Origin of the sequence: Moorena sp. SIO4A5 (assembly GCF_010672005.1) — a bacterium.
Classification (GTDB): Bacteria; Cyanobacteriota; Cyanobacteriia; order Cyanobacteriales; family Coleofasciculaceae; genus Moorena.
This window is the reverse complement of sequence record NZ_JAAHHZ010000018.1, coordinates 21,174-36,107: the sequence shown is the minus strand read 5'-3', so window position 1 is coordinate 36,107 and position 14,934 is coordinate 21,174. Positions and strand designations below refer to the sequence as shown.

Sequence of the window (14,934 nt, the reverse complement as noted above, 5' to 3'; positions counted from 1 at the left end):
GGTATCTTCTTCTTCCCGCAAGTATTCCGTAACCACATAAATATAAATATCATCAATTTTCTGGGAAACATCTCCCCCAGTAATATAAACTTCCCCTTCTACCATTTCCCCAGGAGCTAGGGAATCAAAGTACAAACGTGTATCTACCTTTGCTGCTCCAATGCCAACCTGAGCTAATAGCTTTTTGAACATAGATTCTAGTTTTTTAGCTAACTTTGCTACTAGCTTAATCTATGATTCTGGAGTTTTAGGGAGTAGGGAGTCGGGAATCGGGAGTAGGGAGTCGGGAGTCGGGAATCGGGATTAGGGAGTAGGGAGTCGGGAGTAGCGAGTCGGGAGTCGGGAATATGGTATCAAAAATTATCACAATTCCTACACAGAAGCCTATACTGGATTTAACTCGATTTCTGTTTAAATTTATTAACATTCCTAGATAAAAGTACAATCCTAAACATAAAAGTTCACAAACAAACTATTGACGTTTTGAATTACTTTATGCTACCGTTAGATGTAATCATATTTTCTTGGATATCCTAGTTTTTTCATCTTCTAGTCTTTAGCTTTTCCTTGAGGGGAAGGTTTTTACTAACTTTTTATTCCCCATTTTTTTTTGCTTTTTTTTAAGCTATCAGCTATCAGCTATCAGCTATCAGTTATCAGTTATCAGCTATCAGCTATCAGTTATCAGCTATCAGTTATCAGCTATCAGCTATCAGCTTTTCAATAAAAGAGATAAGCTTTGGCTGACGGCTGACAGCTTTTGGCTGACCGCTTTCTCCCCTACTCCCCATCTCCCTACTCCCCATCTCCCCATCTCCCCATCTCCCTACTCCCTACTCCCCATCTCCCCATCTCCCCATCTCCCTACTCCCTACTCCCCATCTCCCCATCTCCCCATCTCCCCATCTCCCCATCTCCCTATCTCCCTACTCCCTACTCCCTACTCCCTACTCCCTACTCCCTACTCCCTACTTCGGTACGGACCAAGAACGCACGTGACCTAAGGTAACTGGCACCAGATCAATCACATCAATGGTGAAGCGATAGATTTTCTTGGCTCTGCGACCATTTTCTGGGTCAAAGAACTTCAGTTTTACATCCCAACAGTTGCTATCATAACGACAGAAGGGACTCTTCTCTACTTCAATACTATGGAGTTCCATGCCTATAGCTACCGCTTCGGAAATACTTTCGGCGGCTTGGAAGGCATTAATTGCGGCATAGTTGATAGCGCGATCGCGGTCAGCTTGTCCTAAGTTCCGTAGGTCATAATAGACCCGATGTAGAAATGCCGTCAAAGACTTCCGGATTGCCGCTTCATCAGCATTCTGCTGTTCCTGACGAACGGCTTCGATGGCATTATCCACTAAGGTGTTGATTGTCCAGCCGTACATGCCCCGGGGACTATAAAGCTTCAACACCGGCAGCTCTTGTCCAGAAAACAGTTTGACAGTTTTCCGGCTCAACCGTCCCGCCATACTCACCCGTTCTATATACTCGTCATCGTTTTCTGGCAATGCCTCACTGGCCAGCATATCCTGCAAGGTGGCGTAGGTATCATCGGCAAATGCCCCCACCGGTTCCAGGGCATAAATGGGGGTCAGTTCTAGGTTCAACGTCCAAATTAAAGACTTCGCTTCATAGAGATTCTGACCCAGATAATCTCCCATTTGCCTGGCATCGTAGGGGTTGGGGGGAACCATTACCCCGTTGACCTCTACCGGTGGCATTAACTGCTTAAAAGAATCCCGCCTTGCTTCTGTTCCGAAATCATACCCCACCGTTCCCATCACATAGACCAGGTTTGACCCAGCACTCGGCACAATATTATTGGCTGCTGTAGTATTAGCAGTGATATTATCAGCAGTGATATTATTAGCGGTGATATTATTATCGCTAACCCCATCAGAAGATAAGGTTAATTGATTTTCTCTTCCTGTTTCCGTTAATTCTTCTCCACTATTCCCTATTCCCTGTTCCCTGTTCCCTTTATTCCCGATTCCCGATTCCCGATTCCCGATTCCCGATTCCCGATTCCCGATTCCCGATTCCCGATTCCCTTCCTTAGACGATATAAAAACAATCGTACTTTTATCCTCTGAGCCTTGACTAGTAATCTCTGACCCTTCACCTTTGGCTGCTAATTCTTGTCCGGTAATTAACTCAAAGGCACCGGGAATATTAACCTTGCCCAGCAAACAGCGTTCTGGTTCTTCTACTTCTTCTGGGTCGCAGGGAATGGCACTATTGGTAATAGCAGCACGAATCGCTTCCGCATCGGGAGCTGCCCCTTGTTGTAATTGCAAACTCATTAACAAGGCGGAAATTCCCGTAATTACCGGAGCCGCACAACTGGTTCCTTTTTTCCGCACTGCTTCATCGGTTCCCGGTTGTGCCCCCAGAATATTTTCTCCCGGAGCCAGCACCCCTTGTTGATTATACTGGCCACCGAAGTTACTGAACTTGGCCGGTTGATCATTATCTTTGTAGGCTCCAACCGTTAGAACTCCTGGCAAAACTGCCGGAATACACCAACATTCCCCTTTATCATTACCACCAGGGGCAACCACCAGAACATTATTCTCCTGGGCTTGACGCACTGCTTTTTCCAACAGTTCATGGGCGACACCGGATTGGGTGGGGTGACAGGCGGCGCAGTGAATAATATTCGCTCCCAGTTCCAAAGCTTGATTAAAGGCATGAACTAGGTTCAGGGGGTTGATGAAGTTCTCCCCATCCCGAGCAATGGGGATATTAATGCCTCGGCAACCAGGGGCAATCCCTTCAACGGGAGAGCCTGGTTGTCCAAACATGGTACTGGAAATATGGGTGGCATGGAAATCGCAGAAAATCCGATGACGAATCCGGTCGTCCGGAATAGCGGCTTCTAGTTTTTCTTTTTTGGTGTCGTCGTCAAAGTCATCTAACTGATTAATCTCTCGGAAGACTTTGATCAGATCGGGGTCAATGACCAGTTCTTGTGACCAAAAGGGGGTAATTCGACTCAGCTTTGCCCCCTGGAAACAGGCTCGGTCTAAGTCTACTGAACCATCTAATACTGCGATCAGAAGGCGAGAATCACCGGTGGTGTGGGTTTGGAGTTCGGTGAAGCCGGGGATGGTGGAGAGGTCGGGCATTTTTTTTTAAGGTTATGGATGGGGAGTGGGGAGATGGGGAGGTGGGGAGGTGGGGAGATGGGGAGATGGGGGGATGGGGAGAATTTTGGTGTTGCTGAATCAAGGGATCAATAGCAGTAGAGTGGGCATCCTGCCCGCGACCAAGGATCAATAGCAGTAGAGTGGGCATCTTGCCCGCCCGACTATCTATCTATTGTAACGGGCAAGATGCCCATTCCACAGCAAGATCACTATTTTACAGCAACGGGCAAGATGCCCGTTCCACTAAGATGCCTATTCTACTACCAAGATGGCTGTTCTACTATCAAGATGCCTATGCTATCAAGATGCCCGTTCCCGCCAAATATTACCATCAACTAGTCACACATTGACTATCTACTCCTCCCGATTCCCGATTCCCGATTCCCGATTCTAATTGGGTATTGGTGGGCATTGCTTATTTAATTGCTCGCCGTTCAATAAAGATCATGTTCAGCAATGCCCACCCTACAAGTATCCCGATTCTTACCATCAAATAGTCAGACCTTGGGTATTGGTGGGCATTGCCTTTTTAACTGCTCGCCGTTCAATGCCTGATCTTTCGGAAGCAATGCCCAGCCTACAAGTATCCCGATTCTCCCGACTCCCGATTCCCGATTCTAATTGGGTATTGGTGGGCATTGCCTATTTAATTGCTCGCCGTTCCATGCCTGATCTTTCGGAAGCAATGCCCACCCTACAAGTATCCAAATTCTTAATTCTTAATTCTCAATTCTTCATTCTTCATTCTTAATTCTTAATTTCCGATTCCCCTATTTAAAACGAAAAACCCCAATAGCTGGGGTTTCTCTATCTGATTCTTTGTCAAAAAAGTCTCACCAGGGCAAGCATCGAGCAAACACCCAGCCGTGCCAGGTATCGGAAGACCCGGAAGTAGCAAGGGTTTCCCGCAAATTTATTGCGGCCAATCGACCGCCCAGCAATGAAAAAAAAGACTTTTGAGATAATTTGCATTAACTGTGATAGAGTGATTATTACTCGTCCCCTTCCCCCGCAAAAGGAAATGAAAAAGTGACCCCCGGTGGTGCACTTATGGAAGGGGTAACACCGTGGCTGGTGGTGCCTCCCATGCCCTCCGTCAGGGCTGTTTCTTCCAAGCCGGGGATGGGCTTAGCTGTGGTGGAACGTACGATGGGAGATTTTTGGCCAGGCAAGAGTTTTTTCTTTCCCATTTGCTTTTGCTCCTGTTAGATTTTGTTTGTTACAGGGTTTAGAATACCATTGGGTAAGGGCGGGGAGTCAAGGGGGGTTTACAATTGTTTACAGTGGGGAATTAAGAATTAAGAATTAAGAATTTAGAATTTAGAATTTAGAATTGGGAGTAGGGAGATGGGGAGATGGGGAGATGGGGAGATGGGGAGATGGGGAGAATTGTAACAGGAGCAATGGGCAAGATGCCTGTTCTACGAAACTAGTAGCAGCCGTTATAAAAAAGACTTTTGATGCAATTTGCCGCTTCTTTAGATCGACTGAGTCTTACTCCGCATCGTCTCCGGCAAAAGGAGGACAGGCATAACTATGTAGTGTTTGACACTGTTGGGCGGGTTGGAGCCCCTGGGCTTGCCCGTCCCATCCAGTCGTCAGCTCGGTTTCGGTCAAGCCGGGGATGGGCTTTGCGGTGGTGGAACGTAGGATGGGAGATTTTTGGCCAGGGAGTAATTTCTTTTTGCCCATTTTGTTTTGCTCCTCTTTATTTTTAGTTATTTCTAGTGGTTAGAATACCATTGGATAAGGGCGGAGAGTCAAGGGGAATGGGGAGTTGGGAATGTAGAATTAAGAATTAAGAATTAAGAATTGGGAATCGGGAGTAGGGAGTCGGGAATCGGGAATCAGGAGTCGGGAGGAGGAAGGGTGGGGAGTTGGGGTGATGGGGTGATGGGGTGATGGGGAGTATTGGAGTCAAGCAGCAACAGGCAAGGTGTTGGTGGGCATTGCTATTTAATTGCTCGTCGTTCAATAAAGATCATGTTCAGCAATGCCCACCCTACGAGTATTTATGCGATCGCTTAAAATCTCCCTATCTCCCTATCTCCCCATCTCCCTATCACCCTATTTCCCTACTCCCTACTCCCTCTTGTAAAACCCCTAACACAGTGCCTAGATCTCCTGATAATAAGGCGGATTTGGCTAGCCACAAACCAGGGAAAATTGTTGAAGTGAGAATGCCTGATTGATCAGGTTGCAAGGCAATATATTTCCCCTCTTGTAAACAGAACCAATCCAATTCTTGGTCATACACTCGCCAGACCAAATACTCCTGCACCTGATTACGGCGATAGACATTGAACTTTTGGTGTAGATCATACGACGCGCTACTGGCCGCAATTTCAACAATCAGTTCCGGTGCCCCTTCGACATAGTCGTCGTTGCTGATCGTAGATTGTCCATTTTCCTCGATGCGCAGCAGAGCATCGGGTTGGACTTCGTTGTCAGCATCTAGACCCACGGTAGAGTTATTCAAAACTTCTACACCAGTAGTAACCGCTTCGTAGGCAACCAGCCATCCCATAATGTGAGCATGGGGTTTACCGTGAGCTTTAGCATGAACAGCAGGAGTCATATACACACATCTTTCTATTAATTCAGCTTTTTTGATCTCGGGCATAGCGGCGTAGCGCTGCTCAAATTCAAAACGGGTGAGTGTGTCGCCGTTTTCTAGGGGGGGTATGGTTAAGGGTAGGGTAGAAATAGTCATAGAGCGGTTTGCAATGTAGTTAAGTACAAAGTTTTGGGTTTTTAGGGAGCAGGGAGCAGGGAGCAGGGAGCAGGTAAGAGGCAAGAGGCAAGAGGCAAAAGTGCGATCGCATAAGCTAGCTTGTAGGGTGGGCAAAAAAAGTTGGGTTCAAATCAGTATTCTAGATAATATAATTTTGCCCACCCTACTTGAATTCGTTTTTTTTTACACTCAATTTACTCTAAGTTTTAGCTTGTAGGGTGGGCAAAAAAAGTTGGGTTTAAATCAGTATTCGATACCATAAAACTTTGCCCACCCTACTTAAATTATGTGTACTGATAGCTGATAGCTCAGATTAAACGGATGCATTTCATATTTGCTGTTTTGGTGGTGCGTTACGGGACGGGCTGTTCCCCGGGCGTTGAGGCGCAAAATTAGGGTGAGCTCGTCCCTAACACACCCTACGCAGCTAATAACTGACCGCTGATTCCTTACAACTCTTCCTCTATAGGCTCGCCGTGATCAAAAATAATAATAAATTCAGCATCCGGCATCAACCGTTTCAAAGCCTTTAAATGGCCCTCGGCATCTGAACGCTTGCGGAAACGAGCAACAACGACCCGTTGCATCTTCGATAGCAGCCTAATAATCACCCATGGATGTAGGCGTTGATGGTAAGACATAATCTATGTATCTCCTTGTACTGGGGACCAAGAGCCAGCCACACCGGCCTCGCAAAATCCGTTGGCTGGCTCTTCCCGTGGACGTTTGGCGGGTAAGGCAGGAGATGTTACCATCTCCTCCTCCCCTAAGAACCGGACTTGAGACTTTCACACTCATCCGGCTCAAGCCTATTCAGTCCACCCTTTTGTGTAGATGTTTATTTTTGGCTTTATTTAAATTTCACGATATCCCCAATACGGTAGCTGGAGCAACAAGGGTTGCAGCCGCCTATGGTGTGGACTTAATCACCATTCATGCCGTTGCTGGTCGCAATGCTCTTAAACGAGCGGCTGAAGCGGCGGTTGAGGGAGCTTTGACAGCGGGATGTCCCCCCCCGAAGTTAATTGGTATTACTCTACTGACCAGTCTCAATTCCCGGGATTTGGCCTTTGACCTGAAAATTCCGATCGAGTTGCCCGAATTTGTCTTACAAATGGCACTACTAGCTCAAGAGTCAGGTTTGAATGGGGCAGTGTGCTCCCCCATGGAAGTATCACAGCTACGACAAGTGTGTGGTGATGATTTTCTCCTGGTTTGTCCAGGAGTACGCCCCCAATGGTCCGAACAAGGTGATCAACGACGGGCAATGACCCCAGTAGCTGCTCTACAAGCTGGTGCAGATTACCTAGTCATAGGGCGACCAATTACCGCTGCTGACGACCCAGTGGCTGCCTGGAATAGGATTTGTGAGGAATTAGCTGGTACTAGTGTATAGCTTTCAGCTGATGGGATTACTTCTCATTGCTTACTTGGGATTACAGATTAATGGGTTGAACCTTAGCAAGTTGAACCTGGAAGGTTTCCCAGAACAGTTTCAACTAGCGTTCTTTCAGAAGTTGGCAACAGGGAACAGGGAACAGGGAACAGTGGACAAGGATTCACGAAAAGCAATGCAGCGCGGTCTTGGGGGAAACCCCCACTCGCTATTGCATCAAGAACAGTATCAGAAAACTACTTTTGAAAGAGGTCTACTGTTCAACCTACCCTACTCGAACACCAAAGCCCAACAACCAAACCACCTCCAACCTATCAACTTTCAACCTATCAACTTTCAACCTACCAACCTTCAACCTCTCAACTTTCAACCTGCCAACCTTGGCCTATTGGCCACGCTACGCGAACAACCTGCCAACCTTGGCCTATTGGCCACGCTACGCGAACAATCTACTAACCTCCAACCTCCCAACCTTAACCCTTCAAGGTTCTTCCGACCTGCCAACCTTGAACCTTCACCCGATCAAACCTGTTCGGTAGAGGTGGAAACCTTAACCTCCCTATTGCTTAAGGATTTACCTAGCTATGCCAATCGAGTGATTCAGAGAGCGCGGCGCTCAGACTCGACTCTGGACAATTTCAGTTATGTCATCGTGGCAGGAAAGCCAGAGTTTGAACCTCTGCCCCTTAAGTCGTTTCAATCCACGACCGTACCTAACCCAACAGATACCGAAGCACTTGAACAAATCTTTCTAACTACCCTAGAGCGCAAGTATTTCAAGGATAAAGCTGTAGAGCTTCAGAATTATCACTGGCTATTTTTGACCAAAAGCTCTGATGGTTGGCGCTTAGTGATGATTTTTTCCCGTATTGGTTCTGTTTCAGAAGGCAAACTTCCCACACCGCCACGGGAAAGTACTAATGGTGTTATTGGTCAAGCGGTTAAGACTTGGCTGCGGGATTGTCGTGCTGGGACAATTCGATCCTTTGAACAGAATCCCGTCAATTCCGATCCTTGAGATGGCTAAGCATTCAGCGGTCAGTGGTCAGCGGTCAGTGGTCAGCGGTCAGTGGTCAGCGGTCAGTGGTCAGCGGTCAGTGGTCAGCCGTCAGTAGTTAGCCGTCAGTGGTCAGCTGTCAGCTTATTTTATTCAAAAGCACCGATTGCGCATCAGCTGATAGCTGATAGCTGATAGCTGATAGCTGATAGCTGATAGCTGATAGCTGATAGCTGATAGCTGATAGCTGATAGCTGATAGCTGATAGCTGATAGCTTAAGTTTAGAAAGATTTAAGAATTTAGCAATTTTCAAGGAATTATTGAGATGTATGTGAATCAAAAATGCGATTGACCGTTCGCGAAGCGTTGGGCTTTGCCCGAAAGGTCACGCTACGGGAACGCATTTGCCAACACTAGCTGGTTTCCTTTACTCTTCTACAATCTCGACTAAGTCCTGAACCATTACATCAAACGTCCTGGCTAATTTATCCATAGAAGTATATTGACACTCCCCACTGATAGAATCAGGGGGATTCTTGGTTCAACGAGCTGACTTGCTCAACCAGACCGGAATCAGGAAGAGTAGAGGCCAATTCTCCCCAAGCGTTAAGTAAAGTTCCGGTGTGCCCCACCGTACTTAAGGCTCTAGTTAAAATATTTTTGGCAGCATTGTGGTCTCTGTCTAGCTGACATCCACATTCACAGACATGGGTTCTAGTAGATAATGATTTTTTGACCACTTTGCCACAGCTGGAGCAATTTTGGCTTGTATAAGCAGGGTTCACTGCAACAGTTACCCGCCTAAACTTTTGCCCAAAATATTCCAACCATTCCCTAAACTGGTACCAACCTGCATCATTAATAGACTTAGCGAGACAGTGATTTTTAACTAAATTTTTAACCCTCAAATCTTCATAAGCGACCAAATCGTTAGATTGGATTACGCAACGTGCCAGTCTCTTGGCATGTTCTTCACGCTGCCTACTTATTTTGAGGTGCTGTCTACCTAGTTTATTGATAGCTTTCTTCCGGTTAGCAGAGCCTTTCTTCTTTCGGGAAACTCGACGTTGATAAAATTTTAATTGTTTCTCTCCACTGCGATAGAATCTAGGATTAGGTTCAGCATAGCCATCAGAATCAGTGTAAAATTCTTTTAATCCGACATCTAACCCCACAGTAAAGCCAGTAGCTTCTAGCTGTTCTGAGTTATCTACCTTGACGCAAAACTGGACATAGTACCCATCGGCTCTTTGAACAATCCGAACTCGCTTAATTAGCTTCTGGTCGAAGCACCACAAGTCCCAGGTGCCTTTGAGCTTGACTTGCCCAATGCCTTTCTTGTCTGTGAATTTTATAGACTTCTTATCTGGGGATAACTTCCATCCAGATTGCTTATATTCGACTGACCTAGAATGCTTTTTGAAACGGGGATAACCTTTCTTCCCAGGGATTTTATTCTTGCAATTATCAAAGAAACGTTTGATAGCGCGTTCTACATTCTCAACTGATGCCTGACAAGCATGACTGTTGAGGTCTCTGACAAACTTGAATTCGTCTCTTAGTTGAGTGTTGTAACGATAGAGTTCTTTTTTCCCTGTACCACGATTGTCCATCCAGTACCGAAGTACTTTATTGCGGACAAAGCGAGCCGTTCTAATGGCTTCATTTATTGCCAACCTTTGAGGCTCTTTGAGAACAGCCTTGAACTCCATGACCAACACTCGTGTATCACCTCCTTGGGTTCTTACTTTACTTACTATTATAGACTACAATCTAGATTTAAAAGTCCCCGAACAGTTAGGGAATAAATTCCCGTTCGGGCTAACCCCATGAATAGAATTCAGGGGCTTGCGCCCTCAGGATTTTCGGTCACTGAAAATACGGTAGCCTTGTTTTTTAATATCCAACCAGAGGAAATTTATCGCATCGATTGCTGGCAGCACGTTGTTTACGTACACGCCAAAGGTGTCAGTCAATTTGTCAGCTACGCCGATTTTCCGCCAATTTTAGGGGTAGACCCCCCAAAAACTGGAGATTACGACCGCTGGCTTAAACGGCGAAAAGGCACAAATCCAAGCAATCCCTGGGTTTTTGGAGCCGATTCTACGCCCAGCAGTTTAAGCAAGCTTCCTCAAAGCTTAATCTTTATCAGTGGGGAAAATTGGTTGGTCTAGTCAAAGGTGTACTTTTTGAGGCAGAATTGCAACAATTGCGGCAAATTTATGTGAACGAGAAAAGTTGGTGGGACGATTTTTGACTAGATACTATATCCTGATTCTATTGAGTATTCTGTGTTTAACTGGCTGTAATTCTCCTGATAGTGGAGTTTTACAGTCCAACCAGGACAGTACTTTGAAGCTACTGTACTGGCAAGCACCCACTATCCTCAATCCTCATCTTTCCAATGGTTACAAGGATTCCGAAGCCAGTCGGATTACCCTGGAACCCCTGACTAGTTATGACAAAAATGGGGAGATGGTGCTGTTTTTGGCAGCAGAAGTCCCTACGGTAGAGAATGGTGGAATTGCGGCTGATGGTAAGTCGGTGACTTGGAAACTAAAGCGCAATGTAAAGTGGTCCGATGGCACCCCTTTCACCGCTGCTGATGTGGTGTTCACTTACGAATTCATCACCAATGCAGCAGTAGGCTCGACTAGTGCTAGTACCTATAAAACTATCAAAAACGTTGAAGCAATCGACGACTATACAGTCAAAGTCAACTTCAAGGATGTTAATCCAGCTTGGTTTTTAGTCTTTTCCGGTAGTGCTGGCATGATTTTGCCACGCCATTTATATCAAGATTTCAATGGTGCCAATGCACGACAAGCGCCAGCCAACTTGATGCCTGTAGGAACCGGTCCCTATCAGGTCGTAGAATTTAAGCCAGGGGATACCGTAGTTTATCAGCCAAACCCTAACTTCCGAGAAGGGGATAAACCCTATTTCGAGCGAGTAGAATTAAAAGGCGGTGGTGATGCTACCTCTGCTGCTAGAGCAGTCTTACAAACTGGTGATGGGGATTATGCTTACAATCTGCAAGTGGAAGCACCGGTGTTGAAGCGACTGGAAGCAGGGGGTAAAGGTAAAGTCGTGGCTATCTTTGGGGCGTTGGTAGAACGGATTTTAATGAATCAAACCGACCCCAATCAACAAGCTCCGTCTGGAGAACGGTCTAGTCTCAAATTCCCCCATCCGTTTTTGAAAGACAAGCGGGTGCGTCAGGCTTTTAACCTAGCCCTAGACCGGGAAACCATTGCTCAACAGCTTTATGGACCAACGGGCAAAGCCACAGGGAATTTCTTAGTGTTACCAGAGCAATATAATTCCCCTAATACTACCTATGAATTTAACCCTAAAAAAGCGGTAGCCTTGTTGGAAGAAGCAGGCTGGAAAGATACCAATGGTAATGGGATTCGGGATAAGGATGGGGTCGAGATGACCGTGTTGTTTCAGACTTCGGTCAATCCTGTCCGCCAGAAGACCCAGGAAATTGTTAAACAGACCCTAGCCTCGATTGGGGTTGGGGTAGAACTCAAGAGTATTGATGCCAGTATTTATTTCTCTGGTGATCCAGCCAACACCGATACTAATCAACGCTTTTATGCTGACCTACAAATGTACACCACAGGGAATGATAGTCCTGACCCTGGTGCGTATCTGAAAACCTATACCTGTGATGAAATTTCCCAGAAAGCTAATCAATGGTCTGGGCAAAATCACTCTCGCTACTGTAATCCGAAATACGATCAGCTTTGGCAGCAGTCTACAAAGGAGTTAGACCCAGAAAAACGTCGAAAAATCTTTATCCAGATGAATGACTTACTGGTTAAAGATGATGTGGTAGTTTTGCCCATTGTCCATCGGGCTGACGTAGCTGGGTTTAGCAATCAGTTGGAAGGTTATGACTTCACACCATGGGATACCAATACTTGGAACATTATGGATTGGAAGCGGAAGTGATAGTTATATCAAGTCCGGTTGAATACCCATAATTAACGGGAGTGTGGGGAGATGGGGAGATGGGGAGATGGGGAGATAGGGAGATTGGGGAGATTTTTATTAAGCGTAATTATCCTGACATGATATTAGTACTCATTGCTTATTCGTTAATTAACAAGATTCAAGTTTCAAGATTCAAGTTTCAATTAACTATAGCATTTTCCATACTTATGAGGTAGACAATATTTTTCCCCGATTCCCGATTCCCGATTCCCGATTCCCGATTCCCGATTCCCGATTCCCGATTCCCGATTCCCGATTCCCGATTCCCTATTCCCTACCAAATTGAAAACCGCTATCATCAATTTCAATGACGCGATACCTAATTAATCGTCTTTTAGTTTCCATTCCCACCTTAATTGCTATCAGTATCGTAGTATTCGGTATCTTGGCTTTAGCACCTGGAGACCCGATGGGGGAATTTGCGACTAATCCTTCCATTACTCCGGAAGTTCGGGAAAATATTCGTCGAGCCCTTGGTTTAGACCAACCCATCCCGATTCGGTATATTAAATGGGCGTGGTCATTTATCCAAGGGGATATGGGATATTCTTTCACTAGCCGTAGTCCTGTTAGTGCCCTAATGCTCCAGCGTTTACCTACTACGTTATGGGTTGTGGGTTCCGCTTATATCTTTGCTGTATTGCTGGCGTTTCCCTTAGGAATAATTTCGGCACTTAAACGTTACTCTATCTTTGATAACATTGTCACCACTCTCGCCTTTCTAGGATTTTCTCTACCAACCTTTTTCACTGGTTTGCTGTTCATTATTCTATTTAGTGTTCAGCTAAATTGGTTCCCTTTTATCTACGATAGCACCCTTAAGGTAACAGATTGGAATAGTTTTGTAATCCAAGTCAAGCAGTCTATCATGCCCATCGTAGTATTGGGATTATTTCAAGCAGCAGTATTGATGCGTTTTATTCGTTCATCCATACTCGAACAGCTAAATCAAGACTACGTCCGTACTGCTTACGCTAAGGGATTACATCAATTTGTAGTGGTCAATCGCCATATCTTACGGAATGCTTTGATTCCGGTTGTTACTTTAGTCGCCCTAGATATTCCTACTGTATTTACTGGTGCTTTAATCACTGAACAAGTGTTCCGAGTACCTGGAATTGGTGCGTTGCTGATTGATTCTATCTATCGAAACGATACACCAGTAGTGATGGCCATTACCTTTATCTACGCTATTTTAATTGTGGTATTTAATCTAGTCGCTGATATCCTTTATGGCATTCTAGATCCGAGAGTTCAAATAACATAGTAGGGAGTAGGGAGTAGGGAGTAGGGAGTAGGGAGTAGGGAGTAGGGAGTAGGGAGTAGGGAGTAGGGAAGAAAAATTATCGCAATTCTCTGTCTTGATGCAGTCGCTCATGGGGGAAACCCCCAAGACCGCGCTGCATCGCTATGCCATGAGGTACAAAGGGATCCCCCTAAATCCCCCTTGATAAGGGGGACTTTGAGGTTGATAACGGTACCTCATAAATCCTAGAAACGCTATATCACAATTCATGATAGCGTTTATCATAGCTATGAGGTACAAATAATTTTTTCCCTATTGCCTATTGCCTATTGCCTATTGCCTCTTGCCTCTTCCCTGCTCCCTGCTCCCTGCTCCCTGCTCCCTAAAGCCCAATAATTTTTACCTTATCCAATTGACAACTGATGTATCGAAATGAGTGTTCTGTGGAAGTTTTTTGGTGGAGATGGATGGCGTCGGTTTCGCCAAGACCGAATGGCTGTAATCGGGTCTATTGTACTTCTAATTATGGTGATTACCATTGTTTTAGGGCCATTCATTAATACAACACCTATTGACAAAATTGACTTTAGTCTATCCAGTGCGCCACCGAGTTGGGCACATCCTTTTGGTACTAATGATTTAGGTCAGGATCAACTGGCTCGGGTATTGTGGGGGGGACGCATCTCGTTAACGGTGGGGATTGCGGCTATGGTAGTGGCGATTTCCTTGGGGACGTTAATTGGAGCGTTATCCGGTTTCTATGGAGGAGTAATTGATACGTTTCTGATGCGTCTGACGGATTTATTTTTAGCATTACCTCAGCTACCGTTGTTACTGTTAGTGATTTATTTATTCCGCGATGTCATGCGGCAGCTGGCTGGGCCAGAGTTGGGTATTTTTATATTGATAGTGCTAGTCATTGGTTGCTTGAATTGGATGTCCGTGGCGCGATTAGTAAGAGCTAGTTTCTTGACAGTGCGGGAGATGGATTTTGTGACAGCCGCTCGCTCGATTGGTGCTAAACCTCGTCGATTGATTTGGGCTCATATTCTTCCTAATGTGCTTAGTCCGGTAATTGTTGCGGCTACCTTAGCGGTGGGAAATGCGATTATTACTGAGTCTACCTTGAGTTTTTTAGGCTTAGGGTTTCCCCCTGATGTTCCGACGTGGGGACGGATGCTATTTGATGCCCAAAATTATATTGAAATAGCGCCTCATATGGCAATTTTTCCGGGATTAGCGATTTTTTTAACAGTGCTTAGTATTAATTATATTGGGGATGGATTGAGGGATGCTTTGGATCCGCAAACTAGGAGGAAGTAGGGAATCGGGAATCGGGAATCGGGAATCGGGAATCGTTGCGTAGGGTGCGTTAGGGGGGGCTCTTATTTTTAGCCTCG

General features: G+C 45.6%; 21 protein-coding genes. 11 read left to right on the top strand and 10 right to left on the bottom strand.

Features of this window, described 5'->3' with window-relative positions; genetic code table 11:
* A partial coding sequence (locus tag F6K57_RS09035) for a sporulation protein (RefSeq protein ID WP_293066746.1) occupies nt 1–192 on the bottom strand: 192 nt, incomplete at its 3' end.
* A 568-nt stretch (nt 193–760) separates the two neighbouring features.
* Here F6K57_RS09035 and F6K57_RS09030 point away from each other — a divergent pair.
* A complete protein-coding gene (locus F6K57_RS09030; protein WP_293066743.1) occupies nt 761–1,009 on the top strand; it encodes a hypothetical protein in 249 nt (82 codons plus the stop codon).
* Here the strand turns inward: F6K57_RS09030 and F6K57_RS09025 are convergent.
* Nucleotides 969–3,137, bottom strand: a complete 2,169-nt coding sequence (locus F6K57_RS09025) for a PatA/PatG family cyanobactin maturation protease (protein ID WP_293066740.1) — start codon at nt 3,135–3,137, stop codon at nt 969–971. The genes F6K57_RS09030 and F6K57_RS09025 overlap by 41 nt on opposite strands.
* Before the next feature lie 25 nt (nt 3,138–3,162).
* On the opposite strand from F6K57_RS09025, the gene F6K57_RS09020 reads away from it, so the two are divergent.
* The 3 genes from F6K57_RS09020 to F6K57_RS09010 all read left to right on the top strand — a co-directional run bounded on the left by F6K57_RS09020 (nt 3,163) and on the right by F6K57_RS09010 (nt 3,909).
* Nucleotides 3,163–3,291 (top strand): hypothetical protein, encoded by a 129-nt coding sequence (locus tag F6K57_RS09020; protein ID WP_293066737.1) that lies wholly within the window; start codon nt 3,163–3,165, stop codon nt 3,289–3,291.
* A gap of 135 nt (nt 3,292–3,426) precedes the next feature.
* Entirely contained in the window at nt 3,427–3,552 is a 126-nt protein-coding gene (locus F6K57_RS09015) for a hypothetical protein (protein ID WP_293019713.1), read from the top strand.
* 120 nt (nt 3,553–3,672) lie between these two features.
* A complete protein-coding gene (locus F6K57_RS09010; RefSeq protein WP_293066734.1) occupies nt 3,673–3,909 on the top strand; it encodes a hypothetical protein in 237 nt (78 codons plus the stop codon).
* Between the two features lie 241 nt (nt 3,910–4,150).
* Here F6K57_RS09010 and F6K57_RS41910 read toward each other — a convergent pair whose 3' ends face one another.
* Nucleotides 4,151–4,348: a cyanobactin class RiPP gene (locus F6K57_RS41910; RefSeq protein ID WP_364301995.1), complete on the bottom strand. Its 198-nt coding sequence runs from the start codon at nt 4,346–4,348 to the stop codon at nt 4,151–4,153.
* Nucleotides 4,349–4,521: 173 nt separating this feature from the next.
* Here F6K57_RS41910 and F6K57_RS09005 point away from each other — a divergent pair, with 173 nt between their 5' ends.
* On the top strand, nt 4,522–4,692 hold the full coding sequence (locus tag F6K57_RS09005; protein WP_293066731.1) for a hypothetical protein: 171 nt from the start codon (nt 4,522–4,524) through the stop codon (nt 4,690–4,692).
* Here F6K57_RS09005 and F6K57_RS41905 read toward each other — a convergent pair.
* From F6K57_RS41905 to F6K57_RS08990, 4 genes are all read right to left on the bottom strand, one after another.
* A complete protein-coding gene (locus F6K57_RS41905) occupies nt 4,653–4,850 on the bottom strand; it encodes a cyanobactin class RiPP (protein WP_293019716.1) in 198 nt (65 codons plus the stop codon). The two genes, F6K57_RS09005 and F6K57_RS41905, sit on opposite strands and share 40 nt — an antisense overlap.
* A gap of 106 nt (nt 4,851–4,956) precedes the next feature.
* The gene (locus tag F6K57_RS09000) at nt 4,957–5,133 is read right to left on the bottom strand and encodes a hypothetical protein (RefSeq protein ID WP_293019717.1); all 177 of its coding nucleotides are present in this window, start codon (nt 5,131–5,133) and stop codon (nt 4,957–4,959) included.
* A gap of 87 nt (nt 5,134–5,220) precedes the next feature.
* Nucleotides 5,221–5,871: a Uma2 family endonuclease gene (locus F6K57_RS08995; RefSeq protein WP_293019768.1), complete on the bottom strand. Its 651-nt coding sequence runs from the start codon at nt 5,869–5,871 to the stop codon at nt 5,221–5,223.
* A gap of 470 nt (nt 5,872–6,341) precedes the next feature.
* Nucleotides 6,342–6,533 (bottom strand): hypothetical protein, encoded by a 192-nt coding sequence (locus tag F6K57_RS08990; protein WP_071105647.1) that lies wholly within the window; start codon nt 6,531–6,533, stop codon nt 6,342–6,344.
* Nucleotides 6,534–6,598: 65 nt separating this feature from the next.
* On the opposite strand from F6K57_RS08990, the gene pyrF reads away from it, so the two are divergent.
* Together pyrF and F6K57_RS08980 are read left to right on the top strand one after the other, a co-directional pair.
* A complete protein-coding gene (gene pyrF / locus F6K57_RS08985; protein ID WP_293066749.1) occupies nt 6,599–7,288 on the top strand; it encodes an orotidine-5'-phosphate decarboxylase in 690 nt (229 codons plus the stop codon).
* Nucleotides 7,289–7,298: 10 nt separating this feature from the next.
* Complete coding sequence (locus F6K57_RS08980; protein WP_293024128.1) at nt 7,299–8,306, top strand: hypothetical protein; 1,008 nt, start codon at nt 7,299–7,301, stop codon at nt 8,304–8,306.
* Between the two features lie 504 nt (nt 8,307–8,810).
* On the opposite strand, the gene F6K57_RS08975 is transcribed toward F6K57_RS08980, so the two are convergent.
* On the bottom strand, nt 8,811–10,007 hold the full coding sequence (locus F6K57_RS08975; RefSeq protein WP_293024131.1) for a transposase: 1,197 nt from the start codon (nt 10,005–10,007) through the stop codon (nt 8,811–8,813).
* 108 nt (nt 10,008–10,115) lie between these two features.
* Here F6K57_RS08975 and F6K57_RS08970 point away from each other — a divergent pair, with 108 nt between their 5' ends.
* Together F6K57_RS08970 and F6K57_RS08965 are read left to right on the top strand one after the other, a co-directional pair.
* Nucleotides 10,116–10,460: a hypothetical protein gene (locus tag F6K57_RS08970; protein ID WP_293024134.1), complete on the top strand. Its 345-nt coding sequence runs from the start codon at nt 10,116–10,118 to the stop codon at nt 10,458–10,460.
* 67 nt (nt 10,461–10,527) lie between these two features.
* Nucleotides 10,528–12,246 (top strand): peptide ABC transporter substrate-binding protein, encoded by a 1,719-nt coding sequence (locus F6K57_RS08965; protein WP_293066726.1) that lies wholly within the window; start codon nt 10,528–10,530, stop codon nt 12,244–12,246.
* 185 nt (nt 12,247–12,431) lie between these two features.
* On the opposite strand, the gene F6K57_RS08960 is transcribed toward F6K57_RS08965, so the two are convergent.
* Nucleotides 12,432–12,587 carry a hypothetical protein gene (locus F6K57_RS08960; RefSeq protein ID WP_293066723.1) on the bottom strand — a complete coding sequence of 52 codons (156 nt, stop codon included), beginning with the start codon at nt 12,585–12,587 and terminating at the stop codon, nt 12,432–12,434.
* A gap of 8 nt (nt 12,588–12,595) precedes the next feature.
* Between F6K57_RS08960 and F6K57_RS08955 the strand changes: the two genes are divergently transcribed.
* Nucleotides 12,596–13,555 (top strand): ABC transporter permease, encoded by a 960-nt coding sequence (locus F6K57_RS08955; RefSeq protein WP_293066720.1) that lies wholly within the window; start codon nt 12,596–12,598, stop codon nt 13,553–13,555.
* Here F6K57_RS08955 and F6K57_RS08950 read toward each other — a convergent pair.
* The gene (locus F6K57_RS08950; protein WP_293066717.1) at nt 13,529–13,666 is read right to left on the bottom strand and encodes a hypothetical protein; all 138 of its coding nucleotides are present in this window, start codon (nt 13,664–13,666) and stop codon (nt 13,529–13,531) included. The genes F6K57_RS08955 and F6K57_RS08950 overlap by 27 nt on opposite strands.
* A gap of 300 nt (nt 13,667–13,966) precedes the next feature.
* Here F6K57_RS08950 and F6K57_RS08945 point away from each other — a divergent pair, with 300 nt between their 5' ends.
* Nucleotides 13,967–14,857, top strand: a complete 891-nt coding sequence (locus F6K57_RS08945) for an ABC transporter permease (protein ID WP_293066714.1) — start codon at nt 13,967–13,969, stop codon at nt 14,855–14,857.
* Nucleotides 14,858–14,934: the final 77 nt, after the last annotated feature.

Excerpts from the sequence above, each read along its gene's own strand:
- F6K57_RS09025 (WP_293066740.1), bottom strand. The coding sequence starts at position 3,137 with ATGCCCGACCTCTCCACCATCCCCGGCTTCACCGAACTCCAAACCCAC.
- F6K57_RS09015 (WP_293019713.1), top strand. The coding sequence starts at position 3,427 with ATGGCTGTTCTACTATCAAGATGCCTATGCTATCAAGATGCCCGTTCC.
- F6K57_RS41910 (WP_364301995.1), bottom strand. The coding sequence starts at position 4,348 with ATGGGAAAGAAAAAACTCTTGCCTGGCCAAAAATCTCCCATCGTACGT.
- F6K57_RS09005 (WP_293066731.1), top strand. The coding sequence starts at position 4,522 with ATGGGGAGATGGGGAGATGGGGAGAATTGTAACAGGAGCAATGGGCAA.
- F6K57_RS41905 (WP_293019716.1), bottom strand. The coding sequence starts at position 4,850 with ATGGGCAAAAAGAAATTACTCCCTGGCCAAAAATCTCCCATCCTACGT.
- F6K57_RS08995 (WP_293019768.1), bottom strand. The coding sequence starts at position 5,871 with ATGACTATTTCTACCCTACCCTTAACCATACCCCCCCTAGAAAACGGC.
- F6K57_RS08990 (WP_071105647.1), bottom strand. The coding sequence starts at position 6,533 with ATGTCTTACCATCAACGCCTACATCCATGGGTGATTATTAGGCTGCTA.
- F6K57_RS08980 (WP_293024128.1), top strand. The coding sequence starts at position 7,299 with ATGGGATTACTTCTCATTGCTTACTTGGGATTACAGATTAATGGGTTG.
- F6K57_RS08970 (WP_293024134.1), top strand. The coding sequence starts at position 10,116 with ATGAATAGAATTCAGGGGCTTGCGCCCTCAGGATTTTCGGTCACTGAA.
- F6K57_RS08960 (WP_293066723.1), bottom strand. The coding sequence starts at position 12,587 with ATGATAGCGGTTTTCAATTTGGTAGGGAATAGGGAATCGGGAATCGGG.
- F6K57_RS08955 (WP_293066720.1), top strand. The coding sequence starts at position 12,596 with ATGACGCGATACCTAATTAATCGTCTTTTAGTTTCCATTCCCACCTTA.
- F6K57_RS08950 (WP_293066717.1), bottom strand. The coding sequence starts at position 13,666 with ATGAGCGACTGCATCAAGACAGAGAATTGCGATAATTTTTCTTCCCTA.
- F6K57_RS08945 (WP_293066714.1), top strand. The coding sequence starts at position 13,967 with ATGAGTGTTCTGTGGAAGTTTTTTGGTGGAGATGGATGGCGTCGGTTT.